Below are 25,750 nucleotides of genomic sequence, written 5' to 3'. Positions count from 1 at the left end.
TTCCAGTATGAGGAGGAAAAAAGTTGTCCACGACCATCTCATTCTGGGGAACGGGAGACTCAATGGGCGTGCCTCGCGTCTATTGCGACTGCGCGGTATGTGAGGAAGCCCGAGTGGAAGGCGGGGTTAACCGCAGATACCGTCCCCTTGTTCATCTGGATGATTCAGAATTCGGTACGATGCTTATTGACTGCGGGCCTGATTGGCGTGTCCAAATGGAAGCTGCAGGAGCGAAGCGGATCGACCGGATCCTCATTACACATGCACATTTCGATCATATTGGCGGTGTGGCGGAATGGGCGGATATGTGCCGGTGGTTAGGCTACCGGGGTGAAGCATACGCAATGCCCGATGTTATTGCGGAGATTAATCAGCGCTTTCCCTGGATTAAGCGGAATATCGAGTTTCGCCCAATTGAAGGGCGGCTTCTATTCGGCTCATGGGATGTGGATTGCTGGAGGGTCAATCATGGGAAGAACGGCTATTCCTATGCTTTTCGATTCACACATATGACGAGCGGCGTTTCGTGGGCTTATTGCTCCGACGCGATTGCACTTACCCCGGGGCAGACCATACCGCTGCAGGATCTGGACCTTCTTATTCTGGGGACGAGCTTTTATTATGAGCCTTATCCTTTCGAGAGCCGTTCTGTATATGATGTAACGGAAGCGTTGGAGCTTTTGAGCGAGTGGAAAACAAAGCGGGCGGTATTCACCCATTTGTCGCATGATATAGATTTAAGACGCGATTACGGGCTGCCAAATCACGTTTCCTACGCCACAACAGGTCTTAAAGTAACCATTCAGGGATAGGCGTTTTCACGCTTGACGTACACATTTGCTCGCGTTATGATAGTAATAATTTAAAAAGCAAGGGGAAATTTTAATGTTGGTCGGGATTCTTAACTCGTAATTGGATAATGATACTCCCAGGCTAGAAACGAATGTGATTCCTTATTGATTGCCCGGTTATGCGAAACGGCATCCGTGTGTGGTCATTTTAGGTATTCGTTTATAGGATCTGCAATGCCAAGGAATCTGTTTGCATTCGCTCTTTTATCGTTGAACCGATGATGAAGAACGATGTTTAGGTAGAACCTTGACTCGCAGCAGAGCATAGAGAGTGAATGGATCTGCCGGTTGAAACAGCAGGTTTCTTTCCTCCCTCCTGCCTGACGGAGTATCGCCATGAGTTAAGAACATGACGATTTCCGCCTGCATGAACGGCGAATCAGCGTGCTCTTTATGAGCACGCTTTTTCATTTTCTCTCCCCAATCAGCCCTGCTGCTTGCCACTTCCCTTCATGGAATCAGTAAGCGATAGCTGTTCTTATTGACGGAAGGAACCGTTTGATACCAACAGGAATGGAACGCGTATGCGTTCTATTCCTGTTTTTTTGTATCTTTTTTCCACAAACTTATAGGAGGCGTTCGCGCGTGATGAATGAAATGAGCATGAACAAACTGGAATTTAATAAAATGAAAGAGCAGCTGATCGGGTATGCGGTTTCCGATCCGGGAAAGGACCTGGCGAAACGGCTTTCTCCAAGCACCAATCCCTCACAAATCCGGTCGTGGCTCCTTGAAACCGAGGAAGGTGCGAGGCTGCTTGCAACGGGAGCAAGCATACCATTGTCCGCAATGGAGGGAATGGTCGCTTTCATGGCTCTGCTGGGCAAGGGCAAGATCTACACCGAGGTTGAGCTTGGTCAGCTAAGCCAATGGCTGGCTGCTGTCTCCCAGATGAAAAGGTATATGGATGCAAAACGCGAAGCAGCTCCCACCATCAGCGGATATGCGGATTCCATGAATGATTGTCCGGAGCTGCGCAAAGAACTCGACCGATGTATCCGCCATGGACAGCTGACCGACCAGGCAAGCCCGGGACTTGCCGACATCCGTCGTCACCTGGAGGCGGCTGAGGAACGCACCCGCCGCAAACTGGAACACTCCTTGGGGAAATACAAGAATGCGCTCCAGGAGCCGATTGTGAGCAAGCGGGGTGGACATTATGTGATTGCCGTCAAACGCGATCTGCGCAAGCAGGTCCCCGGTACCGTATGGGATGAATCGGCAAGCGGGCAGACGCTGTTTGTCGAGCCGGCCGATGTGGCGGAACTTCAAGCGGAGTGGCAGATGTGGAAGTCCGATGAAGAGCGGGAGCGGACCGTTATTTTATCCCGATTGTCGGAACTGGCGGAGCTTGAGACCTACCGTTTGCGATGGAATGTAGAGGCGATGGCTTCGCTGGATTTTATATTTGCACGGGCAAAGATGTCACGCACGTATGAAGGTATTGCGCCTGTCATCCTGGATCAGCCTTTCATCAAGCTGGTGGATGCCAGACACCCGTTGCTTGGGCCTGGCTGTTTCCCGCTGAATGTGGAGATAGGCGGCCGGCTGCGGCAGCTGATTATTACAGGACCTAACACAGGCGGCAAAACGGTCGCGCTGAAGACGATGGGTCTGCTCGCTTTGATGAATCAATCCGGTTTGCTTGTTCCGGCAGGGAAAGGGACGGCATTTGGCGTCTTCACGCAGATTATGGCTGATGTGGGTGACGGGCAAAGCATTGAGCAATCGCTCAGCACGTTCTCCGCTCATATGGAAAGCCTGCGTGAAATGCTGATGACCGCAAATGGCCGCTCGCTGATCCTGCTCGACGAGTTGGCTGCCGGAACAAATCCGGATGAAGGAATAGCTTTATCCATAGCTGTATTGGAGGATTTTCTGGCCAAACATTCACTGGTGGCGGCAACGACGCATTTTAATGAAATTAAGCGTTTTGCCTCGCGTACAGAGGGATGCACAAATGCAAGAATGGCCTTCGACGCCGAAACGCTGAAGCCCTTGTACAGGCTGGAAATCGGAGAAGCCGGGGACAGCTATGCTTTTGCCATTGCCAGACGATTCGGGCTGCCGGAGCGGGTCGTGAGCAGGGCTGAGGAAAGGGCTGCAGCTTACCGGACAGGCAAGGAGTCGCCGGAAGAACTCGTTGACCGGTCAAATAAACCTGACAGGCCTACGGAAAAGGCAGAGCCTGTTCCGGCCGTTTATGAAGGGGTAAGGACTTCGTCAGAAGACCTGCCTAAAGAGAAAATAATCAAGGGTTCAGTGTCCGGGGATCAGAACATGGAAACATCGGTTTCCCGTCCATTGTCAGTAGGGGATTGTGTCTGGATCAGCCCACTGAAGCGAACGGGCATCGTTTACAAACCGGCCAACGAGCGCGGTGATGTCATCGTTCAGGTGGAGAAGAATAAAATAAGCTTCAATCACAAACGATTGTCCTTATATATCTCTGGCGTTCAGCTGTATCCCGGCAGCGGATATGATATGGATATTGTATTTGATACCAAAGAGAACCGCAAAGCCAGAAAAGCGATGAGCCGAAAATATGTGCCGGGCCTGAGGATTGAATCTCCTCCGGAGGATCCGATGGCATAATGCAAAGCGAAAGACGTATTCGTGCTTAATCAATCGCGGCTTTCAATGACCAGCAGCATGCCCTCCCGTATCCGGATCACCGCTTGACTGGCTTCCATCACATTGCTGATTCCGAGCGACTGCCCGATCGTGAGCGTGGCTTCATTCAGCGGATATTGAAAGCCGGTCAACGTGATGCCGGTGACCGTTTCGCTGAGTGGGAGCAGGGACACATAGGTAAATTGCCTGTCTTCAATCGTTTTCCAGTCTGTGATTAGCGATATTCGATTGTGGTTATCCATAATGACGGCATCTATTTGCAGCTGAAGTGCAGATCGCAGAAGATGCACATTAGCCAGCGAATGGTCAAAGCGTGTGCCCAAGGCACCAAACAGGATGATCTTGGACGGCTGTTTGGATAAAGCCAGATTCCAGGCAAGCTCGGTATCGGTAAAGTTTTTGTCGATGGGATCACAGGGCAGAGTCTCACCGCTGTTGGCCTGTATCTGCATGAGCTGCTCCGGTGTCACAGAGTCAAAGTCGCCCAGAGACAGATGGGGGCGAGTCCCATGATTGACCAGAAAAAGAGCGCCGGCATCCGCTCCGATAATATAGTCATCCTGCCTGATTTCGTCAAGCGCCCAGGAGCCCAGAGCTCCGCCCGAAAAAATTAAAATCCGATTGATCGTCACTGCAGCAAACCGTTCCTCTCTAAGCATTCTTTTTGTCAGTATACCCGCGGCTGATGGCATTGACCAGTTTAAAATATTTGGATTGGCTCTTGCCCATTGGGCTGACCGCGGCTAAAATGAGAGAGGATTATAACGAGTCACTCCCGGCAACAAGGCATCGGGCATCATCTGCTTGATGCAGCCGTGTTGGCAAACGGAGGCAATAGGACGTGAATTTTCATCTTGACATGGACATTTTCACCTGGTTCAGCATCATCGGTACGATTGCTTTCGCAGTGAGCGGAGCCATTGTGGCCATGGAAGAGGAGTACGATATACTTGGTGTATATGTGCTTGGATTGGTGACTGCTTTTGGCGGGGGAGTCATCCGGAATTTGCTCATTGATGTCCCGATAACGATGCTATGGTCGCAGGGAATGCTGCTAAAAACAGCTGTTGTTGCGATGACCATCGCCTTTGTGCTGCCGGTCAAATGGATCAAGCATTGGAAACGCAGTGAAGCGTTTTTTGACGCCATCGGGCTGTCGGCTTTTGCCATTCAAGGGGCTTTGTACGCTACAGGCAAACATCCGCTCAGTGCGGTCATCGTCGCTGCTATGCTCACAGGAATTGGCGGGGGCATGATCCGCGATGTGCTGGCAGGCCGCAAGCCGCTTGTGCTGCGAGATGAGATTTATGCGGTGTGGGCGATGATGGCCGGGGCTGCAATCGGACTTGGATGGTTCGAGACTACCTTCGAGCTGCTGTTTCTTTTCGTTATTGTGATTGTTTTCAGGATGTTGTCGGTACACTACAAATGGAAGCTGCCGCGCCGCTCGCTTAAATTTGTGCTTGCCCAATCCGTTCACGCGGAGGAGCTTCAGGAAGAGCGGGCTGCAGAGACAAAGGAAAACAAGAAGAAAGAAGGTCGTGTATGATTTCCGTATTATTCGTATGCCTTGGCAATATTTGCCGGTCGCCCATGGCTGAAGCTGTATTTCGACATCAACTGGTGCAGCATGGATTGGAAGGCATTATTGCTGTGGATTCCGCAGGAACCGGAGACTGGCATTTAGGGAAACAGCCTCATGAGGGTACTCGAGTACTGCTGGACCGGTATGGAATTTCATACGAGGGGATGCGCTCAAGACAAGTTACGCTTGAAGATTACAGCAACAATGACTATATCGTTTGCATGGACAACAATAATGAACAGGATGTCAGGCAGCTGTTCGGAAGCCGGTCGGACGGCCATTCCAAGGTATTCAAATTTATGGACCTGCTGCCCGAACACAAAACCTGCGATGTTCCGGATCCGTATTATACCGGTAATTTTGATGAAGTCTATGAGCTGGTATCACTCGGTTGCACCCGCCTGCTGCAGCGTATACAGGAAGAAAAACTGACCCAGGTTTAATATGTTTGGATTTACCAGTGGGAAGTTAGCGAAAATATAACAAGTATTGAAAAAAGCCCGTATCTGTTGTCCGATCTCATATCAGACAACTGACGCGGGCTTTCGTTATATGGCTTCCTTATGCTTCGATCTGAAGGAATGTCTTAAGCGCTGCGGGAATGAATTTCTGCCAGAAGCCCCAAACATGCCTGCCCTCATGCTCGCCGTAATGGATGCGTGCTCCTTTTTGCTCCAGGATGCTTTTCATTTCCCGGTTGATGTCCACGAAGTCGTACACGCCAGTATCTGTTTCATAATTGGTTTCCTGCAGACCAACAATCATATAAAGCTCAAGCTTCGATAAATCGGTCTCCTGCGAAGCGAGGGAGCGTGACCGCAGATAGAAGGCGCCGGACAATGAAATAACCTGACGGAACAGCTCCGGGTATGCAAGTGCAAGATGCAGGCTGACCGTACCGCCCAGCGAGTCTCCAGCCAGTATCCGCTGGTCCGCTTCCCGGCGTGCCGGGTATTTATTTTCGATAAAGGAAATAAGCTCCTCTGCGAAGAAAGCGGTATATCCGGCAAAAAGCTGTCCATCTGGCGTATACTCCGCCGAACGCTTCTTCTTGTCCACATCCACGCCGACAATCAGAAAAGGCTCCACGCCTTCATCCAGAATCAGCTGATTGGCAATTGTGGCGATCCGTCCGAAATTAAAGAAATCCTCGCCATCCTGGCAGTAGACGACCGGATAGGATAGAAGCTCATTATATCCTGGCGGCAAATAAACGCGCAACTCGCGCGTACCCTCCGGCAGATACCGGCTGCTGATAACTTCCTTTACAATGGTCCTTTTTAAATAACGATCATCGGTCATGGGTAAATATCTCCTCTCGGTACTGCATGCTTTGGCGCTGATGTGGGTAAACAAAAGGGAGTGAGATCAACGGATTAAGAAGCTTGTCCCTGGTGTGCCGAAGGATTATTCGGGCTCTGTTTTCGGCGATATTGTACTACACTGTATCAGTCGAATTTTGGAACTGTTACATATACAATGATAGGAGTAAATAGTCCGAAACTTAGAAAAATACAAGGTTTTATCTATTTTATGCTTTGACCATCCTGGTTAAACAGGGTTATAATCATTCTATAACAGAGACTCACGGTTTATCAAATATTTAACTGAGGTGAACGATATGAGTAAGGTTCCTTACGAAGTTCAGACAGAACCGGTTCAACCGCTATCCGTATTATCGCCAGACGGTGAAATCGTTAACAAGGAATATCTGCCCGAATTGACGGATGATCAGCTAAAAGAAATTATGTACCGTATGGTATTTACCCGCACGTGGGATGAGCGCGCCGTCAACCTTGGCCGTCAGGGCCGCCTTGGTTTCTATGCGCCGGTTTCCGGTCAGGAAGCATCGATGGTGGGCAGCGTCTATGCTTTGAATAAAGATGATTTCGTATGTCCCGGCTATCGCGATATGCCGCAAATCGTTTGGCACGGATTGCCCCTCTATCAGGCTTTCCTATACTCGCGCGGTCATCAGCATGGCGGCCAGATTCCGGAAGGCGTCAACGTGCTCATGCCTCAAATTATTATCGGGGCGCAAATTCTGCATGCTACCGGTGTAGCAATGGCATTCAAGAAACGCAATGAAAAGCGTGTGGCTATTACCTTTACAGGCGACGGTGGATCTTCCGAAGGCGATTTCTACGAAGGCATGAATTTCGCCGGCGTGTTCAAGCTTCCGGTTATCTACGTGGTTCAGAACAATGGATATGCCATTACGACTCCGTTCGAGAAACAAACCGCTGCCCCGTCGATTGCCCATAAAGCCATCGCTGCCGGAATTAAGGGCGTGCAAGTGGACGGGATGGATGTTCTGGCTGTAATCAAAGCTGTTTCGGAAGCCGCCGAACGTGGCCGCAACGGCGAAGGCGCGACCTTGATCGAGCTGCTGACCTACCGGTTCCGTCCTCATTCCATGGCAGACGATACCTCCAAGTACCGCACGAAAGAAGAAGAAGGCGAGTGGAGCCTGAAAGATCCGATCGTTCGTTTCGGAAAATACCTGGAACAAAAAGGCCTGTGGTCGGAAGAAGACACGGCGCGGGTGAAAGAAGAAGCGAAAGCTTCCGTAAACGAGAACATCAAGAAAGCCGAAGCGACCGAGAAGATGACGGTCAGCGGCCTGATTGATACGATGTTTGAAAGCACGCCGCAGCATCTGGAAGAGCAGAAAGCGGATTTCGAATAAGAAATTGCAAATATAGATGCAGAGAAAGCATATTCAAGGAAGTACAAGAAAACTCAGGTTTTGCTTCCGAAGTGAGTTTTCTTGTTGCAGAGAAGCATATTCAAGGAAGTACAAGAAAACTCAGTATTTGCTTCCGAAGCGAGTTTTCTTGTTGCAGAGAAAGCATATTCAAGGAAGTACAAGAAAACTTAAGCCGATGCTTCCGATGCGAGCTTTCTTGTTGCAGAGAAGCATATTCAAGGAAGTACAAGAAAACTCTTAGGAGGAAACTTCAGCAATGGCGCAAATGAATATGAAAGAAGCGATTCGCGACGCAATGCGCGTCGAGTTGAAAAATGATCCGAATGTGCTTGTATTCGGGGAGGATGTCGGTAAAGTCGGCGGCGTATTCCGTGCGACTGAAGGTTTGCAGGGCGAATTTGGCGAAGATCGCGTATTCGATACGCCGCTGGCGGAATCAGCGATTGCCGGTATGGCGGTTGGAATGGGAATACAGGGCTTCCGTCCGGTTGCGGAAATCCAGTTTGTCGGTTTTATCTATGAAGCGCTTGACCAGATGCTGGTCCAGGCTGCACGCATGCGTTACCGCTCAGGCGGCCGCTATAATGCGCCGATCGTATTCCGTACTCCTTTTGGCGGAGGCGTTAATGCGGCCGAGCTGCATACGGACTCGCTGGAAGGCTTGGCTATCCAAACGCCAGGCATCAAGGTTATCGTACCTTCCAATCCCTATGATGCCAAAGGCTTGCTCGTTTCGGCCATTCGCGACAATGATCCGGTATTCTTCATGGAGCATTTGAATTTATATCATGCTTTCCGTCAGGACGTACCGGAAGATGCCTATACGATTCCGATCGGCAAAGCCAATATCGTGCGCGAAGGCAGCGACGTGACGATTATCGCCTACGGCGCAATGGTTCATACGGCTGTGAAAGCCGCTGAACAGCTGGAGAAGGATGGAGTCAAAGCAGAAGTAATCGATCTGAGAACCTTGATGCCTCTTGATATTGATACGATCGTGGCTTCGATTCAGAAAACAAACCGTGCGATCGTCGTACAGGAAGCACAAAAAACATCTGGAGCAGCTGCAGAAATTATTGCCCAAATCAATGAAAAAGCGATTCTTCATTTGGAGGCTCCGGTACTTCGTGTTGCTGGTCCGGATACGGTTTATCCGTTTGCGCAAATCGAGAAAATCTGGCTTCCAAGTCCCGAACGTATTATCAAAGCGGTAAACAACGTGATAAACTTTTAATTGTCTTTATTTCGCATTTAACTAGTACCTAATAGACAAGCAGGTCAACAGGACCTGAAAGGAGGTCACGGGACGTGGCGAAATTTGAGTATCGGTTCCCGGAGCTGGGTGAAGGGCTGCATGAAGGCGAAATTGTCAAGATGCATATTAAACCCGGTGACACAGTAACGGACGAAGATATCATTATGGAAGTGCAAAACGATAAAGCAATCGTGGAAGTTCCTTGCCCGGTAAACGGCAAAGTGCTTGAAGTTCTCGTGAAGGATGGGCAGGTATGCCATATTGGCGATATCGTTGCCATTATTGATGCGGAAGGGGAGCTTCCTTACCAGGAAGAACCACAAGCGGAAGCGGAAGCTCCTAAAGAAGCAAAAGAACCGGCTAAAACAGAGCTTCCCGACACGAAAGCTGCTGATACTGCCAAGGATGCGGCTCCTGAAGTGGCAGACGCAGCCAAAGCGGACGGATCAGCTAAACCGGCAAAATCAGAAGACAGCCTTGTTCTGGCTACGCCAAGTGTCCGCAAATTTGCCCGCGAGAAAGGTGCGGATATCTCGGCGATCGAAGGATCCGGCAAGAACGGCCGCATCACGCGTGAAGATGTTGAAGCTTTTGCATCTGGCGGAGGCAAACAGGCAGCCGGCAAGCAAGCTGACGCGGCACAGAACGCTCCGGCTAAGGAATCGAAGCCGCAGGCTCCTGCTGCGATCGGTGATCGCGTAGAAGAACGCGTACCTTTCAAAGGCATCCGTAAAGTCATTGCCGGCGCGATGTCCAAGTCGGTATATACGGCCCCTCATGTCACGTTAATGGATGAGATTGATGTAACCGAGCTTGTCGCCCTCCGTACCAAAGCCAAGCCAGTTGCGGAGAAGAAAGGCATCAAGCTGACGTATCTTCCTTTCATTGTGAAGGCGCTGGTAGCCGCTTGCCGTCAATTCCCGGCGCTCAATTCCACATTGGATGAAGAAGCGCAGGAAATCGTCTTTAAGAAATACTATAACATCGGTATTGCAACGGATACGGAAAATGGACTGGTCGTACCAGTCATTCCGGATGCCGACCGCAAGAATGTCTGGATGATTGCGGAAGCAATCAAGGATCTTGCAGTCCGCGGCCGTGACGGCAAGCTCGCTCCGCATGAGATGAAGGGCGGCACGATCACGATTACCAACATTGGTTCGGCGGGCGGCATGTTCTTCACGCCGGTCATCAACTTCCCGGAAGTCGCTATCCTCGGCACGGGTCGTATTTCCGAAAAACCGGTTGTCAAGAACGGCGAAATCGTTGTAGCATCGGTTATGGCACTTTCACTCAGTTTCGATCATCGGCTTATCGACGGCGCGACAGCACAAAATTTCTTGAATTATATCAAGCAGCTGCTCGCCGATCCCCAATTGCTTGTTATGGAGGTGTAACTCATGGTAGTAGGTGACGCATCACTAGATATTGATTTGTTGGTCATCGGTGCTGGTCCAGGCGGTTACGTCGCGGCTATTCGTGCCGCCCAGCTTGGACAAAATGTTCTGGTTGTGGATAAAGAATACGTCGGCGGAGTATGTCTGAATGTTGGATGTATCCCTTCCAAGGCTTTGATCTCCGCTTCCCATCAATATGATTCCATCGGCCATGCTGCTGATTTCGGCATTACCGCTTCGGATGTCAAAGTGGAATGGAGCAAAGTGCAGGAATTCAAGAACGGTGTCGTCAAGAAATTGACCGGCGGCGTGGCTTCTCTGCTCAAGGCCAACAAAATTGAATATTTCAATGGCGAAGTTATGTTCATCAACGAAACGGAAGCCCGTGTTTTCAACGATAACGAAGCTCCGCGCTACCGTTTCAAGAATTGTATTATTGCCACTGGCTCACGTCCGATCGAGTTGAAAGCATTCCCGTATGGCGGCCGTATTGTATCTTCGACCGGCGCATTGTCCCTGCCTGAGATTCCAAAAAGCCTCGTTGTAATCGGCGGCGGCTACATTGGAATCGAGCTGAGCCAAATGTATGCCCGTTTCGGAACAAAAGTGACCATCATCGAAGGCACGGAATCAATCCTGCCGGGCTTTGACACCGATATGTCCTCGCTTGTCGCGAAGAAGCTCAAAGGTGCCAAGGCGGAAATCGTAACGGGCGCGCAAGCCAAAAGTGCGGAACAAACCGACAAGGACGTCACGGTTACGTATACGGTTGGCGGCGAAGACAAGCAAGTAACAGCTGATTACCTGCTGGTTACAGTAGGACGTCGTCCGAATACAGACGGCGAGCTTGGCCTGGATCTGATTAACGTCAAAATGACGGACCGCGGTCTGATTGAAATTGACGAGCAATGCCGCACCAATATCCCGCATATCTATGCGATTGGCGATATTACCGAAGGACCTGCTCTTGCCCACAAAGCGATGTATGAAGCGCGTGTAGCCGCTGAAGCCATTGCCGGACAAGCTAGCGCGGTCGATTACAAATGTATTCCGCTTGTTGTATTCTCCGATCCTGAGCTCTCCAGCGTAGGGTACACCGAGAAGGAAGCAAAAGACAAAGGCCATAATGTGAAGGTCGGCAAATTCCCGTTCAATATTAATGGACGCGCATTGTCGCTTGGCGTTAAAGAAGGTTTCGTCAAAATTATTGCCGATGCGGACAACGGTCTTGTGCTCGGTGCCCAAATTGCCGGTATTGAAGCGTCCAACATGATTGCTGAGCTTGGTCTTGCTATTGAAATGGGAGCAACGCTTGAAGATATTGCCCTCACCATTCATGCGCATCCAACGTTGGGCGAGATCGTGCTCGATGCGGTCGAAATGGCACTTGGACATCCGATTCACGCCATTAGCAAATAAATGCATGAACAAGTCCATTTCAACGGACAATAGAAAGAGGTCACGGGCCGCTTCATAAAGCGCGTGGCCTCTTTTGTTAACTAGAATATGAAATAAGAGTGATCCGGAGGCTACTTGAATGGAAGAAGAAAGCAAGCTCTCAAGCGAATCGCGCTCGACCATGATGCAGTTGATATTTCCTTCCGATACGAATTATCATGGTACGATGTTCGGCGGCAAAGTAATGGAATACATGGACAAAATTGCCGCCATCACCAGCATGCGTCATGCTAGGAAGCCAGTCGTCACCGCTTCTACGGACAGCCTTGATTTCGTTGCGCCGATACGTGTGGGGGAAGTAATCGAAGTAGAGGCTTTTGTCACCTGGACTCATAAAAGCTCTATGGAAATCTTCGTAAAGGTGCAGACGGAAAATGTTTACAGCGGCGAGCGCAAAACGGCTGTAACGGCATTCTTCTCCTTTGTAGCCCTTGATGAGACGGGGAAAGCGTCCAGGGTGCCGGCTGTTGTACCGGTAACCGACGAAGAAAAAGCGCTGCATGCCTCGGCTCCGGGTCGTTACGAACTGCGAATGCAGCGAAAACGGGACAGACAGCGCACACAATAAATGATAAAATAAAAGAATATACCAATGCGTAAAGGGGGCCGAAATGGCTTTGAGAGCCTATTTGGATTTATTGCAGGATGTGCTGGAACATGGAACAGTGAAGGAAGACCGCACGGGAACGGGAACAAAATCGGTGTTCGGCCGTCAGATCCGTTTTGATTTAAATCAAGGTTTTCCCCTTGTTACCACAAAACGTATGCATGTGAAGTCTATTATCCACGAGCTGCTTTGGTTTTTGAAAGGCGAGACCAATGTTCGCTACCTCCAGGAGAATGGCGTTCGGATCTGGAATGAGTGGGCGGATGAGAACGGCGATTTGGGTCCCGTATACGGCTCGCAGTGGCGGGCCTGGGAGACGCCGGACGGACGTCGGATCGATCAGATCGCCCAAGTGGTGGAATCCATTAAACGCAGTCCTGATTCGCGCAGACATATTGTCAGCGCCTGGAACGTTGCGGAGATCGAGCAAATGAAGCTGCCGCCTTGCCATTTTGTTTTTCAGTTTTATGTAGCTGAAGGCAAGCTTTCCTGTATGCTGACCATGCGCTCCTCGGATACCTTCCTTGGGCTGCCCTTCAATATCGCGCAATACGCGCTTCTGACGCACATGATTGCCCAACAATGCGGTCTGGGAGTAGGCGATTTCATTTACTCCGGAGGAGACGTTCATGTTTACAGCAATCATATTGAGCAGGTTAAGCTGCAGCTGACCCGCGAGCCGCTGCCGCTGCCGCAGCTGGTGATCAAACGCAAGCCGGATTCCATTTTCGATTATGTATATGAAGATTTCGAAATTGCGAATTATCAGCATCATCCGACCATCAAGGCGGAGGTTGCGATTTAAAAAGGGGGGGCTAAAGCCAATATGCCGATTACGATGATAGCCGCTATGGCCCGGAACCGGGTCATCGGTGCAGATAATGCCATGCCGTGGCGCCTTCCAGCCGAGAGTGCCCATTTCCGTCGTTCCACAGTGGGAAGAACGGTGCTGATGGGCCGTAAAACCTTTCAGTCCTTGGGCAAGCCCCTTAAAGACAGACGCAATGTAATTCTTACCCGAAGCAGCCAATTCGCGCATGAGGGCTGTGAGGTTGTTCACAGCCTGGATGAAGCTTTGTCACGTTACAATACAAATCCGAATGAAGAGCTGGTGGTCATGGGCGGGGAAGAAGTATACAAGCTTTTTCTGCCTTTTGCGGACAAGCTGCTGTTAACGGAAGTTGAAGCTGTAGTTGAAGGAGATGCTTATTTTCCAGCCTTTGACGAGAATCATTGGCAGCTGATGGATAGTGAGCCCTATAAGCAGGACGACAAGAATGCTTATGATTTCTGTATCCGCACTTATATCCGAAAAACGCCGCAAAGCTGACATCTGACATCCTGTTTATGACGGACCCTATGTGATTTAGTGCAAATGATTGTACGGATAATCCATTGGACTAGAGGGGTAGCAATTGCTACGATATGATAAATAGATTCCTTCTGGATGGGAAAGTTTGATATTGAATGTTATTTATTATCCCGATATATTTTTAGTTAGGGAATCAATTTCATAATTGCATATTCAGCTTAATTTTTCACAATATGTTGATTGTATAACTCCAACAAAACTATATGTAGTGTAAATTAAGCGTTTTTTCCTAATTATGAAATTGATTCAGGGTGAATAAATAGTCGCAGCAATGCAGGTTTCTGGGGGATCCTGTGTTTATTTCTTCTTTGCAGCCAGGGGATAAAGAGATGGAGGATAAGCGAAATGTCGACACCTACTGGATTTATGGATTATAAACGCGAGTTGCCAGCAGATCGCGATCCGCTGGAGCGCATCAAGGATTGGGAAGAATTTCATAAACATTTTAGCGATGATCAGCTTCGCACGCAAGGTGCGCGCTGCATGGATTGCGGCACTCCTTACTGTCACACGGGTATTGAGCTCCCGGGAGGCGCTTCGGGCTGTCCTGTGAACAATCTGATCCCTGAGTGGAATAATTTAATCTATCGCGGCCTATGGCAGGAAGCGCTTGAGCGTTTGCATAAAACGAATAATTTTCCGGAATTTACAGGGCGTGTCTGTCCGGCACCATGTGAAGGTTCATGCACAGTTGGACTGATTGGCGATCCGGTAACGATCAAGACGATCGAACAGGCCATTATTGATAAAGGGTTTGAGGAAGGCTGGGTGGTGCCTCACCCGCCAAAAATGCGGACTTCCAAAAAGGTAGCCGTCGTAGGCTCCGGACCTGCCGGCATGGCCTGCGCAGCCCAATTGAATAAAGCGGGCCACACGGTTACCGTTTATGAGCGTGCCGACCGAATCGGCGGGTTGCTCGTATACGGCATTCCGACGATGAAGCTGGACAAGGGAGTCGTTCAGCGCCGGGTCGACCTGCTGGAAGCCGAAGGGGTACAGTTCGTCACGAACACGGAAATCGGCATTGATATTTCCTCTTCCCAGCTTATGGATGAATTTGATGCGGTGGTATTGTGCGGCGGAGCTACAAAAGCACGTGAAGTCGATATTGAAGGCCGTCATCTGAAAGGCATTCATAAAGCAATGGATTATTTGAACGGCACCATCAAAAGCTACCTGGATTCCAATCTGGAAGACGGCAATTATATTTCCGCGAAAGACAAGAATGTCATTGTTATCGGAGGCGGCGATACGGGGACCGACTGTGTGGCAACGGCACTGCGTCACGGCTGCAGTTCCATTACCCAGTTCGGTACGGTTTCCAAGGCGCCACTGGAGCGTGATCCGGTCAAAAACCCTTGGCCGCAATTTCCGAATGTGTATACACTGGACTATGCGCAGGAAGAAGCACGGGCTATATACGGCAAGGATCCGCGTGCGTTCTCCGTCCTGACCACGAAATTCGTCGGTGACGAGAGCGGTAATGTGAAAGAGCTTCACACGATACAGATCGAACGTACAGTTGACGAAACAGGGCGCCGGATCTATAAAGAAATCCCAGGCACCGAGCAGGTATGGCCTGCCGATCTGGTTATGATAGCGGTCGGCTTCGAAGGACCGGAAACGACCATTATCGAACAGCTTGGTCTGGAACAGGACCGCCGCTCCAATGTCAAAGCTGCTTACGGCCAGTACCGCACGAGCGTAGACAAGGTGTTTGCGGCCGGCGATATGCGCCGCGGGCAAAGTCTGGTCGTATGGGCAATAAATGAAGGACGGGAAGCAGCCCGCGAGGTTGATCGTTATCTGATGGGTACGACTATGCTTCCTTAAATGTGAATAATCTTTATCTTCCAAAAAAGCGCCCCCCGGGCGCTTTTTATATAAGTTCTCCCCCTAAATCCCCCAGAGGGGGACCCCAAAGGTTTCCGGCCTTCTGGATGCCCGGAAGGAATAACGTAGGCAGTGCCGCGAGAGTGTGAGCAGCAGCGAGCAAGGCATGTTTACGTCCCATACTGGACCCGCTTGATTGATGAGGGATGCGATTGTGAATTTCAATTTACCATGGACGAGAAGGAACAAATAAACGCTTATATTGAACAACCGGACATTCAGCATACGATCCAAAATCTGTGATCCCCAAAGGGAGGTAAGTTGTGGTAAAATCGAGAGACCAATAAGCCAGGCATGGGAGGAATCGTAATGCCATCCAATGCAGCCCATGTGCTTACCAAGTCGGAGATTTCAAATATTCGCCATTACGTGCAGCACAAATACGCAGATTTGCCTACGGAACGCCGAGCAGAAATCGTTGCCGATGCGATGCAGCGTATTGTGCTCCGGCAGCTCCCGGCATTTGCCGAGGAAATCAGGCTCCGGCTGACCCATGAGCTGCTCCGCCAGGTTGTGGCTGGGCAGCAGCGGCCCGTCGGCCCGGAGCATATTTTTCATGGCTGCCTGGCCTTGAATCTGGAAGACAGCGCGATCAGCGAACCGCTGTATGTATGGACACAGCAGCGGCTGGGTTCTGCGCTCTCGTTAAAAGCATTCAACAAGTTAATGACATCTGCCAAGCAGATGTCCGGAGAAGCCGCCGCGGAGGAAGCAACCGCTTGGTCTGTTTTTGCCACTGAGGCTCTGCTCCAAGGGGATTCTCGGGACAAGCCCGAAGCGGACATGATGGCGGAAGTGATCCCACTGCTTCCAGCAGCCGGACAGCGCAGCGTTAAATCGATGCTCTACACCTTGTTGTCTGCGCTTCTCATCGGTTCTACGCTGGTTTATAGCGGGGGCTTGCTTAAACCTGCCCCCGCTATAGACCAGCCTGTTCAGAATGCTGCAGCTCCGGCGGCAGTCAGTCCGGTGGAAGTACTTCCTGCCAACGGCCTGCCTCCTGAGCTGCGGTATACGAAGGTGGATGAGAACCGGTTGAAGCAGTATTTGCTGACAAAATCATCTCTCCTGGCGGAGCCGCCATATTTTAAGGCGATATTATCAACAGCCAAAGAAAAAAATATTCATCCGCTGCTGCTTTTTGCAATTACGGGGCAGGAGCAGGCTTTTGTACCCACAACGCATAAGCAAGCCAAGGAGATTGCCAATAATCCATTTAATGTCTTTCATAGTTGGAAGGATTATAATACAACGATTGAACAATCCGCCGCGATTGCGGCGCGGACGATCTTGCGCATTAGCAAGGACAGACCTGATGGCGCGGATGCGATTACCTGGATTAACCGGGAGTATGCCGAGGATCCGAATTGGTCCAAAGGTGTCCGCAGCATCCTGACTGCCTTGAAACGATACGTGGAACTTTGACAAATGAGCCGTAAAGAGGGGATTAATTGAAAACATTAATCATTGCAGAGAAACCGGATATGGGGCGTACGATAGCGGCAGTCATCGAGCCGAAAGCGCAAAATAAACGGTCTTATCTGGAAGGAGAGCGTTACATCATCACCTGGGCAATCGGACATCTGGTGTCGCTTGCAGAGCCGGATCAATACGATCCCAAATATAAACGATGGAATGACGCCGACCTGCCGATTATTCCCGACCGTTTTATTCTGTGGCCCAATCCTAAAACCAGGGAGCAGCTCAAGACGATCGGAGAGCTGGCCAAACGCAGCGACAGGCTCGTAAATGCCTGCGATGCCGGACGCGAGGGGCAGCTTATTTTTCATTTAATCCGGCAGTATTTGAAAATGTCGCAGCCGACGCAGCGGCTGTGGATTTCGGATTTGACGCCCGAGACGATCCGTCGCGGCTTCGACTCGCTTCGCAGCGACCAGGAATACGATCCGCTTACCCGCGCTGCGCGGGCACGCAGCGAAGCGGACTGGCTGGTGGGCATGAATGCTTCCAGGGCATTCACAATCCGCCACAAAACTTTGCTGTCGGTCGGGCGTGTACAGACTCCTGTACTGGCGCTTTTATATGATCGACATAAAGAAATAACGGCGTTTGACAGTGAAACCTATTTTGTGGTGCAGGCCAGCTTCAGCCAGGAGGATATCACCTATAAAGGTCTGTGGCAGGGCGACCGCATCACCAGCAAGGAAAAAGCAGAAGAGCTGGCAGCCAGGGTTAGCGGCAAACCGGCAAGGATTCTCAGCTATGAAACCAATGAAACCAAAGAATATCCATTTCGGTTATATGATTTGACGCTGCTGCAGCGGGAGGCTAACGGGAAATATGGCTATCCGGCCAAAAAAACGCTGGATATCGCCCAAGCTCTTTATGAGAAGCATAAGGTTATCACGTATCCGCGGACCAGCTCCAACTATGTGACGGAAGAGAACATACCGGTTATGGGCAAGGTGCTCCAGATGCTTGAGCAGACCCCCTACGGTCCGCTTGCGCAGGGAGCGGACCGCAGCCGTGTTCATAAAGGAAACAAAGCAGTGTGTAATCCGGCGAAGGTCGAGGATCACCATGCTATTCTGCCAACGCCAAAGCGCCCTGGAACGCTCAGCACAGAGGAACAGAATATTTATGACCTCATTGTCCGCCGTTTCCTGTCTCATTATTATCCGCCGGCTCTATACAACAATCACGAAGTCCTAACGGAAGTCGAGAAGGAGCTGTTTAAGACGCGCGCCAAGCAGCAGCTGGATCCGGGATGGCGTGTTGTACTGGCCAACGATGAAGTAAGTGCGGCCAAAGAGAAAAGCCGCAAGAAAAAACCGGAAGAGCAGACCGATGAGAAAGAGGACGAGCTGCTGCTGACCGACCGTCCATTTGAGGTCAACAAAGATGGGGCTGTTCACTGCGTCGAAGCTGCTGCTCTGGAGAAAGCAACCAAACCGCCGAAGCCTTATACGGAAGGTACCCTGCTTAAAGCAATGGAAAGCGCGGGCAAATCGATTGAAGACGAAGAGCTGCGAGATGCGATGAAGCAGATCGGACTTGGCACACCAGCCACTCGGGCGGCAACGATCGAGCGGCTCAAATATGTCGGTTATATCGTGACGGCAGGCAAAAGGCTGGACATTACCACCAAAGGCTGTGCCGCCATCGAACTCATCAGGGGGGCTGGCGTAGAGCTGCTCGCTTCTCCGGAGATGACAGGACGCTGGGAGCAGCGGCTGCATCAGATATCCAAAGGGGAAGCCTCCGATGAACTGTTCATGCAGAAGGTGAAAGAGTTTGCCCAAATGATTGTCGGCAAGGTCAGGCATCAGCCTCAGGCAGCTCCGAGCCTGTTCGGTGATAGCCAGCAGAGCAAGAGAGGCGGCAAAGGCAAAGGACGGGGCAGCAAACCGTATGCTGCCGGGGAAAAGCCGGCAGCCGAACAAGGCGGGAAGAAATCCGCTTCCACGGTCAGCAAGCAACCCGCAACCAAAAAAGCGAAACCCATCAAGGAAGAAACGTCTTCACCGGCCGTTATAGGCGATTGTCCGCGCCCCGGCTGCGGCGGGCAGCTGGTGGAAGGAAAACGAGGTTACGGCTGTCTGCGGTTCCGTGAGGGCTGCAGTTTCGTTATCTGGAAGCAGCAGCAGGGTCGATCTGTAACGGCGGCAATGGCCAAGCAGCTCGCTGCCAAAGGAGAGACCCGCAAAATCACGAATAGGGCCGGTAGTGACACAGCTGTTTCAGGAAAGTGGGTGCTGGCGGATTCCAGTACGGGTGCACTCGAATTTGTGAACGCTTAAGGGTTATCTGTTAGCCGTTCAGAATAGTTGTTTTATGAGCCCGCAGTACTCCATAGATGTAAGTATGGGGCAGGAGTCAACAAATTGGGGATCAGAACGCAATACAGAGGTGCTTCCTGTACCAACAGAATTAGGCTTGCCTACCCTGCGTGATGAGATTCAAGGGTAAGGCGAGCCTATTTGGATTGATTGCAGGTTGCACAATGACCGCATCCCGATGCATCAGGGAGCAGCCGTGTCTCCCCGCTGCTGGACATAGCCGTGAATTTTATCAGGTACGTCACATAACTGGTGCAGGGTAAAAAATGCGCCCTTAGGTTCCACATCCATACCAACTACATTATAAATCCATTCCGATTCACTTTTCATATGAATGGCGTGAATACCGGAGGTAAGAGCTGGGATCACATCGGTCCGCATGGAATTGCCAATCATCCAGGTCGAGTCACGATCGAAACGCCCTTCGCTTAAGATACTCTCCATCGCATCCATGTTCTTGTGCGAACGGACATAGATACGAGTATCAAAGTAGCGCTCAAGCTGCAGCTGGCGAATCTTGCGTTCCTGGATAAGGATCTCGCCCCCGGTATACAGATGCAGCTCATGCCCGCTCGTTGCAAGAGCATCCAACGTTTCTTCCATGAACGGATAGGGCTCCACTACTTGCTCATAAACGCTTCGCCCAAGCTTCCACAGCTGATCCTCTTCTATTACAGAACGGGCTCTTCCCGTTAATTCCGAAAAATAACGGTAAGTGTCGACTAAGGATTGAGGAAAATGCTCACTCTTGAATCCAAGAGCTTGAACGCGGGCGATATCGATTTCCGTCTGCTTGCTCCGGATGCGTTCATTAGATATGCTATAGCCGCGAAACCAGGTTGTCATTGCAGCGGCAAACTGGTCGATGACGAGATAGAAATAGCGATTGCAATGGATCAGTGTATCATCAAGATCAAACAAAAGTTGTTGCTTCATCAAAGCCAGGCTCCTTCTCCATATGATTCGGCAGTAAATTCAATCTACCGTATATGGGGATTCGCCGTCAAATTGAATATAAGTGAACGCGGTTACAAATACTTAACAGACCGAAAGCCGGATATGGAATGCATTTGGCGGATGGTATGTCCGCCAGCCGGGCAGAGAAGGATCTGTAAATTACGCAAACTTCTGCAGTTTGGTGCGAAGATCCTGCTTGATAAAAGCCAGCCGCTTGCGAACGTAGAAGTCATAACTCTCTCCCTTGAGTTCCCGTGGCGTGATCACCTCCTCTGCAGTGTTATCGATAATGGTGAGAGAGCCATTGGAATAAAATTTGAAAGTCAAATCGCGGTATGGGCGGTACCTTTCAATAAATCGATAATTTTCGCAGTTGTTCATGATGATCAGCCTCCTTGGGAAACAAGATTAGAACAAGTGTTCCTGTTTTTATTATACCAAACATTTGTTCGGATGGAAACTATTTTTTGTTTCCCGTACACTAGATTGATAGACTGCATATCGTTACTTGGAAAAGGAGCGCCATTCATGATTAGAGTATCTCAATTGACGAAGCAAATACCAGGCGGCCCGCAGGTTCTCTCGGGTATCAGCTTTGAAATTCAGCCCGGCGAATTCGTAGCGGTCAAGGGGGCAAGCGGCAGTGGCAAATCCATGCTGCTGAAATGTTTGGCCCTGCGTGAGAAATGGACCAGCGGCACGTATATGGTAGATGGCGTTAATATTCTGGAAAAGGGTTTTGCAGGAAAGATGAAAGTGCGCCGTGAAATGGCCTATCTGGAAGAGAAGCCGACGCTGTATCCGAACAGGACGGCATTGAAAAATGTGCTTATCGGGTCCGCTTACCAGACTCCCATCTGGCGGAGGGTTACCGGAATGGTCCGCAATGACGATTATATGGGCGCGATGGATATGATCGAGAAGGTGGGTCTGCTAGACAAGGCAAAACAGAAAGGTGATAAGCTCAGTGGTGGGGAGAAACAGCGGATCGCCATCGCAAGGGCGCTTGTCCACGGAGCACAGACCCTGCTGGCCGATGAACCGGTTTCCGGTCTTGATCCCCATGCCGCTGAGCAGGTCCTATCGGATTTGAAGCGGATGTGCAAAATTCAAGGGATATCCGTCATTGCAGTTATGCACCAGGGAGATTGGGCGGAGCGCTTCGCAGACCGGATACTGGGCCTGAGCGGCGGAGAGCTTGTACTGGATGTGAAGGGGAGAAGACTGACCGAGCGGGAAAAACAGTTGATATGAGACCGGACCACCCTGTTCGTATTATCCGTCCGATTGCTTATTCGGAGCTGGAAGCCGCCTATCGGCTTGAGCTTTCGTGTTATCCGCATGAGGCTGCGGCTACCTGCGAAGCGTTTATATATCGGCAGCGGTATTTCCCATCCTATTTTCTGTCTGCCTGGGAGAATTCGGCACTTGTCGGTTTGGCCTGCGGCGTACGGACTTCATCCCCTGACAGCGGTGAAGAGTCGGTTAAAGGAGATACCGGCACCGACCCTGAGGGCATTCATTTATGCGTATTATCCGTCGCGGTCGATTCCGAAAGCAGGCGCGGGGGCATAGGCACGGAGCTTGTGGAAGCGCTTGTCAGACAGGCTGAAGAGGACCGTCTTGCAAGCATAATCCTGATGTGCGAGGCTCATCTGATTTCCTTTTACGAACGGGTGGGCTTTGAATATGTCAGGCTTTCATCCTCGCGGCACGGGGGCATCCAGTGGCATGAGATGAAACGGGAGCTTGGGACCAGATAGCCTTTTCCCGTTAGAAATGGAAATAGCAAGGGAAGCTTGGTCTGCGCATATAATGGAACATCAACCCGAATAGGCAGGTGTCCATATGGCATTTCAATTCCCGGCTGTTATCCACGCATCCCGTGTAACCTTCCCTAAAGCGGAATTGTGGGTCCCCGTCATTAGCGGCGTACAACATGCATCCGCTCGAAATACGATGAATGAATCCATCCGTCGTGCCGTCCGCGGCCTCGTTGCGGATCAAGGATCGCTGGAGGATCCGCGTTCGGAAATGTTAGGTTACTTCGAAATCAAAACAAACGAGAAAAACGTGCTCAGCCTGTCGCTGTTTAATTACGCCTTTACGGGAGGCGCGCATGGCTTAACGCTGCAGCAGTCGCTAACCTTTGACGTCAAGACAGGAAGATCCTATTCCTTGGCGGATTTGTTCAAACCGGGAAGCGCCTACATCAAAAGATTGTCGGCGCTGATTGCCGCGCAAATCGCAGAGCGGCAGATCGATACGCTGGAGCCCTTTGTATCCATCCGTCCTGACCAGCCTTTTTATATTGCTGACCGGGCGCTCGTCATTTATTTTTCGTTGTATGAGCTGACGCCTTACGCTTACGGATTTCCGTATTTTCCGATTTCGGTCTATGATTTAAGCGATATTATTAATCCGGCCGGGCCTCTGGCGCCGATGGATGTAAATGATTGAACAATCTTTTTCCGCCGATGGCAGGTTTTGTGCAATAAATGTCGAAAATAGTTAGGAGAGACGTTAATACGAGGAGTTCATGATGATTTATTTGATCTTATTGCTGCCTGCAGCGGCAGCTCTTATTGCTTTCGGCATGCGCCAATGGAATAAGCAACGGAGCCGACATCCTGTTTTTGAACCCATTCAGACCGGAGGGGTTAATCCGCTTGGATCCAGTTCGCCTTTCGATTCCACGGAACCGGTGGCTGAGCAGGAGTGGCTGCCCCCTACACCAGGCACACTCCCCTACAGCATTCTTATTGTTGACGACCAGTCAGCCATAAGAAGGCTGCTAAGGGAGTTGTTTGAGCTGGAAGGGTATACGGTTTATGAAGCGCCCCATGGGAGGATGGCCATTGAGCAGGTGCAGCGCTATCCCATAGATTTTATATTGTTGGATCTGAAAATGCCGGATATGGACGGGATCGAGGCTTTGGTGGAAATCCGCAAATTTGACAGGGATATAAAAGTGGCGATGATAACGGCTTATGGTGATCCTGACAAAATAGATACGGCCAAGCAGTTAGGCGTACTGAACTTTTTTACAAAGCCGTTTGATATTGAGCACGTCAAACAGTTTGTGATGACTGAGCTTCAGGGCCCAGCCCGTACCAAACTGGAGAAAATAGGAAGTTGATAGGCTCTGCCGTTGACGCCAGAGTTAGAAAATAGATTTATGTTTTGGACGAGAAGCATAAGTGATAAAGACGACTTTTAATTCCGCGCTGTCGGGGTTGAAGGACGTCTTTTTGTTTCGTAGAGACCATTCCCCATTGTTCTTGATTTTTCATGGTCGCAGATTTGTCTGAGTGGCGGGAGCGCCAAGCAATTCCACCTGCCCGATTAGAATCATAAAGCAGACGTGTTCTTCGCTGTGCTGATTTGCAAGATACCCTCATACAGTCAAGTATGGGGGTGAAGCATTGTTAATCATGGCTCTGGGTCTTCTGTTATTCGTGATCGTTTGCGTAATTGCTCTGTATCTTGGCATTCGAGCGAACCGAGGCTATTCCGACCCGCTTAAGCAGCCCTTTACCCGGCATACGGGCTATGTCCGTTTCATGCAGGATAAACATGAATTGAACCAACTGGGCTTAGCCCAGCAATTGACGAGGCGTATGAGCGGTTTTGCGGCATTCGGCATTTCCTTCTCCACGCTTTCCGTTATCGGGGCAGCGGTCTTTCTGCTCGGCCCCGCAATATCAGTCGGCGGGCCTGCTGTGGTCGGTTTTGGCTTTCCCATTCTTGCCTTGTTTGGTATCATTACAGCCTGTTCGCTGGCCTCATTCGCATCTTCCATACCGACCGCTGGAGGCTGCTACCATTGGGCAAGAGCGGCAGGGGGACGCCGCCTGGGCCTTCTGACGGGCTGGCTGCATATAGCCGGAAATCTACTGATGATTATTACCATGAACATCGTATGCGCAGAGTGGGTAAGCCGGCTGATCGAAACAAAGCTCGGGTATGAGTCAAGAATAGGAACAGTCTGCTTGTTAATCCTTTTCCTGTTTCTTACACAAGTGTATGCCGGATTAGGAGGAGCGGGCAGACTTGGGCGATTGTTCAGAGCAGCTGCGTGGCTGCAGGCGCTCAGTGTAGTGGCGATTGTGGCGGGGCTTGCTGCGCTTGCCTGGCCCAGCGCATATCCGCTGGAGCTGATTTACGGGTTTGCACTGGGCTCCTCATCCGGGACAGGCGCCGTTTCAGGCAATGAACCGGTCCTTCTGCTGGGCATGCTGCTTCTTCAGCGGATGTTCCTGGGTGCTGATTCGGCCGCTTATGTGGCTGAGGAGACTCATGATCCGCGGGCCAATATTCCGTGGGCTATGTTTTTATCCATCGTCTATACCTTTATTTTCGGCTTCGTATTATTTGCGATGCTGCTGCTGCAATTCCCAGTGGGGACCACTGAATTTCCACTTTACAACAACATGGCAAACTGGATGGGGGTGCTTGCTGAAGGCTTGGGAGGACCAGCGAACGCCGTGATTGTGCCTGTTTTCATTCTGTTTGGTTGGGGCAGCGGCCTGGGGTCGATGACGGCCTGTGTGCGCACATTATTTGCCTTGTCCCGCGATGGCGCTGTTCCTTGGTCGGGGAGGCTGGCTATTGTCTCCGAACGATCCTGCGCTCCAGTCAACGCGTTATGGGTCGTGGCCGCAGCGGGATTGGCTGCAGCTATTGCGGTCGTAATCGGCGGGAATGGATCGGGCCTGACAAATGATAGGCTTGTTCAGCTAGTGGGAACGAGTCTGATTGCTCTGCATCTGTCTTATTCGATTCCCATCTTCCTCAAGCTGCATGGCCGCCGAAAATCCGTATTTTCCGCGGTTGATCAGGCCTGGCAGCTGGGCCGCATAGAGGTAGTGATGGATTGGATCGCCGTCATATGGCTCGTATCTTCAGCATGTATGACCTTGTATTTCCTGAGTGGATTCATCCAGCTCCTTGTGGTTTCTATTGCAGTTATTCTGCTTGCAGCCATTGAGCTTTACCACAAGCGACCGAATGCATGGAAGGATGCTCACCATGGACCATTGCGAATCCAGCGTAAAACGATAGAAGAAATGATAAGAATCGAAAGAAGATTTCCCCAGAAAATAAACCAGGGAGCCGGTTCATTTCCCGGGGAAGCGCACAAAACAACACAATAAGATCGCTTTCGACAGTCCTAATTTGATATAGAGTGGTTGAATATCAAAAGGCCTGTAAGTAATTAATGAAGTAAA

The 25,750-nt window shown here is 50.6% G+C and carries 24 protein-coding genes; 19 read left to right on the top strand and 5 right to left on the bottom strand.

Annotation, left to right across the window (positions count from 1 at the left end; genetic code table 11):
• Nucleotides 1–23: 23 nt before the first annotated feature.
• Nucleotides 24–812: an MBL fold metallo-hydrolase gene (locus IEY46_RS10715; protein WP_229750225.1), complete on the top strand. Its 789-nt coding sequence runs from the start codon at nt 24–26 to the stop codon at nt 810–812.
• A gap of 243 nt (nt 813–1,055) precedes the next feature.
• Here IEY46_RS10715 and IEY46_RS10710 read toward each other — a convergent pair whose 3' ends face one another.
• A complete protein-coding gene (locus IEY46_RS10710; protein ID WP_188992022.1) occupies nt 1,056–1,262 on the bottom strand; it encodes a hypothetical protein in 207 nt (68 codons plus the stop codon).
• A gap of 177 nt (nt 1,263–1,439) precedes the next feature.
• Between IEY46_RS10710 and IEY46_RS10705 the strand changes: the two genes are divergently transcribed.
• Nucleotides 1,440–3,446, top strand: a complete 2,007-nt coding sequence (locus tag IEY46_RS10705) for an endonuclease MutS2 (protein WP_188993701.1) — start codon at nt 1,440–1,442, stop codon at nt 3,444–3,446.
• A 29-nt stretch (nt 3,447–3,475) separates the two neighbouring features.
• Here the strand turns inward: IEY46_RS10705 and IEY46_RS10700 are convergent, their stop codons facing one another.
• Nucleotides 3,476–4,117 carry a thiamine diphosphokinase gene (locus IEY46_RS10700; RefSeq protein ID WP_188993699.1) on the bottom strand — a complete coding sequence of 214 codons (642 nt, stop codon included), beginning with the start codon at nt 4,115–4,117 and terminating at the stop codon, nt 3,476–3,478.
• 227 nt (nt 4,118–4,344) lie between these two features.
• Between IEY46_RS10700 and IEY46_RS10695 the strand changes: the two genes are divergently transcribed.
• Together IEY46_RS10695 and IEY46_RS10690 are read left to right on the top strand one after the other, a co-directional pair.
• A complete protein-coding gene (locus IEY46_RS10695; protein WP_188993697.1) occupies nt 4,345–5,034 on the top strand; it encodes a trimeric intracellular cation channel family protein in 690 nt (229 codons plus the stop codon).
• Nucleotides 5,031–5,513 (top strand): low molecular weight protein-tyrosine-phosphatase, encoded by a 483-nt coding sequence (locus IEY46_RS10690; protein WP_188992021.1) that lies wholly within the window; start codon nt 5,031–5,033, stop codon nt 5,511–5,513. Before IEY46_RS10695 ends, IEY46_RS10690 begins: the two co-directional genes overlap by 4 nt.
• A 118-nt stretch (nt 5,514–5,631) precedes the next feature.
• On the opposite strand, the gene IEY46_RS10685 is transcribed toward IEY46_RS10690, so the two are convergent.
• Nucleotides 5,632–6,372 (bottom strand): alpha/beta hydrolase, encoded by a 741-nt coding sequence (locus IEY46_RS10685; RefSeq protein ID WP_188992020.1) that lies wholly within the window; start codon nt 6,370–6,372, stop codon nt 5,632–5,634.
• 319 nt (nt 6,373–6,691) lie between these two features.
• Between IEY46_RS10685 and pdhA the strand changes: the two genes are divergently transcribed.
• From pdhA to IEY46_RS10635, 10 genes are all read left to right on the top strand, one after another.
• Nucleotides 6,692–7,759, top strand: a complete 1,068-nt coding sequence (pdhA, locus tag IEY46_RS10680; RefSeq protein WP_188992019.1) for a pyruvate dehydrogenase (acetyl-transferring) E1 component subunit alpha — start codon at nt 6,692–6,694, stop codon at nt 7,757–7,759.
• A gap of 277 nt (nt 7,760–8,036) precedes the next feature.
• A complete protein-coding gene (locus IEY46_RS10675; protein WP_188992018.1) occupies nt 8,037–9,014 on the top strand; it encodes an alpha-ketoacid dehydrogenase subunit beta in 978 nt (325 codons plus the stop codon).
• Nucleotides 9,015–9,088: 74 nt separating this feature from the next.
• A complete protein-coding gene (locus IEY46_RS10670) occupies nt 9,089–10,432 on the top strand; it encodes a dihydrolipoamide acetyltransferase family protein (protein WP_188992017.1) in 1,344 nt (447 codons plus the stop codon).
• A 3-nt stretch (nt 10,433–10,435) separates the two neighbouring features.
• Nucleotides 10,436–11,851 (top strand): dihydrolipoyl dehydrogenase, encoded by a 1,416-nt coding sequence (lpdA, locus tag IEY46_RS10665; protein ID WP_188992016.1) that lies wholly within the window; start codon nt 10,436–10,438, stop codon nt 11,849–11,851.
• A gap of 118 nt (nt 11,852–11,969) precedes the next feature.
• A complete protein-coding gene (locus IEY46_RS10660) occupies nt 11,970–12,458 on the top strand; it encodes an acyl-CoA thioesterase (RefSeq protein WP_188992015.1) in 489 nt (162 codons plus the stop codon).
• Between the two features lie 49 nt (nt 12,459–12,507).
• A complete protein-coding gene (gene thyA, locus IEY46_RS10655) occupies nt 12,508–13,302 on the top strand; it encodes a thymidylate synthase (RefSeq protein ID WP_308422812.1) in 795 nt (264 codons plus the stop codon).
• Nucleotides 13,303–13,323: 21 nt separating this feature from the next.
• A complete protein-coding gene (locus IEY46_RS10650) occupies nt 13,324–13,827 on the top strand; it encodes a dihydrofolate reductase (protein ID WP_188992013.1) in 504 nt (167 codons plus the stop codon).
• A gap of 387 nt (nt 13,828–14,214) precedes the next feature.
• Nucleotides 14,215–15,702 carry a glutamate synthase subunit beta gene (locus IEY46_RS10645; protein ID WP_188992012.1) on the top strand — a complete coding sequence of 496 codons (1,488 nt, stop codon included), beginning with the start codon at nt 14,215–14,217 and terminating at the stop codon, nt 15,700–15,702.
• 369 nt (nt 15,703–16,071) lie between these two features.
• Entirely contained in the window at nt 16,072–17,187 is a 1,116-nt protein-coding gene (locus tag IEY46_RS10640; RefSeq protein WP_188992011.1) for a glucosaminidase domain-containing protein, read from the top strand.
• Between the two features lie 26 nt (nt 17,188–17,213).
• Nucleotides 17,214–19,523: a type IA DNA topoisomerase gene (locus IEY46_RS10635; protein ID WP_188992010.1), complete on the top strand. Its 2,310-nt coding sequence runs from the start codon at nt 17,214–17,216 to the stop codon at nt 19,521–19,523.
• A gap of 222 nt (nt 19,524–19,745) precedes the next feature.
• On the opposite strand, the gene IEY46_RS10630 is transcribed toward IEY46_RS10635, so the two are convergent.
• Together IEY46_RS10630 and IEY46_RS10625 are read right to left on the bottom strand one after the other, a co-directional pair.
• The gene (locus IEY46_RS10630; RefSeq protein ID WP_188992009.1) at nt 19,746–20,498 is read right to left on the bottom strand and encodes an HAD family hydrolase; all 753 of its coding nucleotides are present in this window, start codon (nt 20,496–20,498) and stop codon (nt 19,746–19,748) included.
• Between the two features lie 180 nt (nt 20,499–20,678).
• On the bottom strand, nt 20,679–20,900 hold the full coding sequence (locus IEY46_RS10625; RefSeq protein ID WP_188992008.1) for a hypothetical protein: 222 nt from the start codon (nt 20,898–20,900) through the stop codon (nt 20,679–20,681).
• 147 nt (nt 20,901–21,047) lie between these two features.
• Here IEY46_RS10625 and IEY46_RS10620 point away from each other — a divergent pair, with 147 nt between their 5' ends.
• The 5 genes from IEY46_RS10620 (at nt 21,048) to IEY46_RS10600 (ending at nt 25,675) form a co-directional block, all read left to right on the top strand.
• Entirely contained in the window at nt 21,048–21,773 is a 726-nt protein-coding gene (locus tag IEY46_RS10620) for a phosphonate ABC transporter ATP-binding protein (RefSeq protein ID WP_188992007.1), read from the top strand.
• A complete protein-coding gene (locus tag IEY46_RS10615; protein WP_188992006.1) occupies nt 21,770–22,282 on the top strand; it encodes a GNAT family N-acetyltransferase in 513 nt (170 codons plus the stop codon). The genes IEY46_RS10620 and IEY46_RS10615 overlap by 4 nt, the downstream gene beginning before the upstream one ends.
• An 85-nt stretch (nt 22,283–22,367) precedes the next feature.
• Nucleotides 22,368–22,979: a DUF3298 and DUF4163 domain-containing protein gene (locus IEY46_RS10610; RefSeq protein WP_188992005.1), complete on the top strand. Its 612-nt coding sequence runs from the start codon at nt 22,368–22,370 to the stop codon at nt 22,977–22,979.
• 79 nt (nt 22,980–23,058) lie between these two features.
• Entirely contained in the window at nt 23,059–23,658 is a 600-nt protein-coding gene (locus tag IEY46_RS10605) for a response regulator (protein WP_229750224.1), read from the top strand.
• Between the two features lie 295 nt (nt 23,659–23,953).
• Entirely contained in the window at nt 23,954–25,675 is a 1,722-nt protein-coding gene (locus IEY46_RS10600; RefSeq protein WP_229750371.1) for an amino acid permease, read from the top strand.
• The last annotated feature ends 75 nt before the right edge of the window (nt 25,676–25,750 follow it).

Source organism: Paenibacillus nasutitermitis (genome assembly GCF_014641075.1).
In the GTDB taxonomy this organism is placed as follows: Bacteria; Bacillota; Bacilli; order Paenibacillales; family Paenibacillaceae; genus Paenibacillus_Z; species Paenibacillus_Z nasutitermitis.
This window is presented reverse-complemented; position numbering and strand designations above follow the sequence as displayed.

Excerpts from the sequence above, each read along its gene's own strand:
- lpdA (WP_188992016.1), top strand. The coding sequence starts at position 10,436 with ATGGTAGTAGGTGACGCATCACTAGATATTGATTTGTTGGTCATCGGT.
- IEY46_RS10640 (WP_188992011.1), top strand. The coding sequence starts at position 16,072 with ATGCCATCCAATGCAGCCCATGTGCTTACCAAGTCGGAGATTTCAAAT.
- IEY46_RS10695 (WP_188993697.1), top strand. The coding sequence starts at position 4,345 with ATGGACATTTTCACCTGGTTCAGCATCATCGGTACGATTGCTTTCGCA.
- IEY46_RS10645 (WP_188992012.1), top strand. The coding sequence starts at position 14,215 with ATGTCGACACCTACTGGATTTATGGATTATAAACGCGAGTTGCCAGCA.
- IEY46_RS10615 (WP_188992006.1), top strand. The coding sequence starts at position 21,770 with ATGAGACCGGACCACCCTGTTCGTATTATCCGTCCGATTGCTTATTCG.
- IEY46_RS10650 (WP_188992013.1), top strand. The coding sequence starts at position 13,324 with ATGCCGATTACGATGATAGCCGCTATGGCCCGGAACCGGGTCATCGGT.
- IEY46_RS10690 (WP_188992021.1), top strand. The coding sequence starts at position 5,031 with ATGATTTCCGTATTATTCGTATGCCTTGGCAATATTTGCCGGTCGCCC.
- IEY46_RS10620 (WP_188992007.1), top strand. The coding sequence starts at position 21,048 with ATGATTAGAGTATCTCAATTGACGAAGCAAATACCAGGCGGCCCGCAG.
- IEY46_RS10685 (WP_188992020.1), bottom strand. The coding sequence starts at position 6,372 with ATGACCGATGATCGTTATTTAAAAAGGACCATTGTAAAGGAAGTTATC.
- IEY46_RS10605 (WP_229750224.1), top strand. The coding sequence starts at position 23,059 with ATGATGATTTATTTGATCTTATTGCTGCCTGCAGCGGCAGCTCTTATT.
- IEY46_RS10610 (WP_188992005.1), top strand. The coding sequence starts at position 22,368 with ATGGCATTTCAATTCCCGGCTGTTATCCACGCATCCCGTGTAACCTTC.
- IEY46_RS10710 (WP_188992022.1), bottom strand. The coding sequence starts at position 1,262 with ATGAAAAAGCGTGCTCATAAAGAGCACGCTGATTCGCCGTTCATGCAG.
- pdhA (WP_188992019.1), top strand. The coding sequence starts at position 6,692 with ATGAGTAAGGTTCCTTACGAAGTTCAGACAGAACCGGTTCAACCGCTA.
- IEY46_RS10600 (WP_229750371.1), top strand. The coding sequence starts at position 23,954 with ATGGCTCTGGGTCTTCTGTTATTCGTGATCGTTTGCGTAATTGCTCTG.
- IEY46_RS10625 (WP_188992008.1), bottom strand. The coding sequence starts at position 20,900 with ATGAACAACTGCGAAAATTATCGATTTATTGAAAGGTACCGCCCATAC.
- IEY46_RS10660 (WP_188992015.1), top strand. The coding sequence starts at position 11,970 with ATGGAAGAAGAAAGCAAGCTCTCAAGCGAATCGCGCTCGACCATGATG.
- IEY46_RS10630 (WP_188992009.1), bottom strand. The coding sequence starts at position 20,498 with ATGAAGCAACAACTTTTGTTTGATCTTGATGATACACTGATCCATTGC.
- IEY46_RS10675 (WP_188992018.1), top strand. The coding sequence starts at position 8,037 with ATGGCGCAAATGAATATGAAAGAAGCGATTCGCGACGCAATGCGCGTC.
- IEY46_RS10705 (WP_188993701.1), top strand. The coding sequence starts at position 1,440 with ATGAATGAAATGAGCATGAACAAACTGGAATTTAATAAAATGAAAGAG.